Raw genomic sequence first — 1,015 nt, 5'->3', positions numbered from 1 at the left:
GGGGCGTCCCCGGGTCGGGGGAATCCGGGGCGAACGCCGGACCGCGCGGGACCGGTTGCGGCAGGATGCGGCGGCATGGACGCCGTACGGGTCGCGCTGCTGCGGGAAGTGCTCGCCGGCGTCCGCTACTCCACCTGTGCGCCTGGTGTGGAACGCGCATCCTCGCGGTGCGGGCCTCGAACGCCCAGCTCATGGCGGACGGCCTCGCGGCGGCCGGGTACGGCCTGCACCTGGGCACGTCCACCCTCCGGCACTTCGAGCGGATGCCGTTCGGCTCGAACCGCAAGGGCGAGCGCTTCGGCCTGGTCAGCGTCCTGCACGACGGCTGGCGCGGGGCGTACGGGTCCGCCGGGCGGCCGTGGCGGCGGCTCAAGGCCGAGTTCGGCGTGATCGGCTACGAGCGGGCCTACGAGGACACGTGGGGCCCGGACACGGGCTTTCACCTGCACTGGCACACGCTCTGGGTGACGGCCGCGCCGCTCGATGAGGACGGCCAGTTGGAGTTCCGCCGGGCCATCGCCACGGCGTGGGCGGACGGCGTGCGCAACGCGGGCGGCTACGAGGTCAGCCAGACCTGTGACCGGCCGGACTGCTCGTGCGGCGGCGAGGGGCACGGCACCGACCTGCGATCGCTCAACTCCGGTGAGGAGGGCGAGACGGCCCGGTACCTGTACAAGGACGGCGACAAGGGCACGGCGAAGATCGGGCTTGAGCTGTCCCGGCAGGACCTCAAGGACGGCCGCCGGTTCGGCCGCCTCGGGCCGTGGCAGCTTGGCGACGCGGCGGCGGACGAGCTGGCGGCGTCCGGCGGGGTGCCGGGCATCTTCACCGAGAAGTACCGCGAGCGTGAGCGCGGGATCTTCGGCGTGCGCAAGCAGTACCGCACGCAGGGCCTCAACGCCCTGGTGAAGAAGCTGGAGATCCCGCAGGACGAGCGGACCGAGGACGAGATCACCGACGAGTCCGGCGGCCTGGTCCCGATCCTCGTCATCCCGTCCGGCACCTGGTACCGGCA

1 protein-coding gene is annotated in these 1,015 nt (G+C 72.9%); it reads left to right on the top strand.

What is annotated here, in order from left to right; translation table 11 throughout:
- Positions 1-167 precede the first annotated feature (167 nt).
- Positions 168-1,015: hypothetical protein (locus AB0I60_RS37490; RefSeq protein ID WP_360739029.1), on the top strand; the 848-nt coding region annotated here is incomplete at its 3' end.

Origin of the sequence: Actinosynnema sp. NPDC050436, from assembly GCF_040655415.1 — a bacterium.
Taxonomy (GTDB): domain Bacteria; phylum Actinomycetota; class Actinomycetes; order Mycobacteriales; family Pseudonocardiaceae; genus Actinosynnema.
This window is presented reverse-complemented; position numbering and strand designations above follow the sequence as displayed.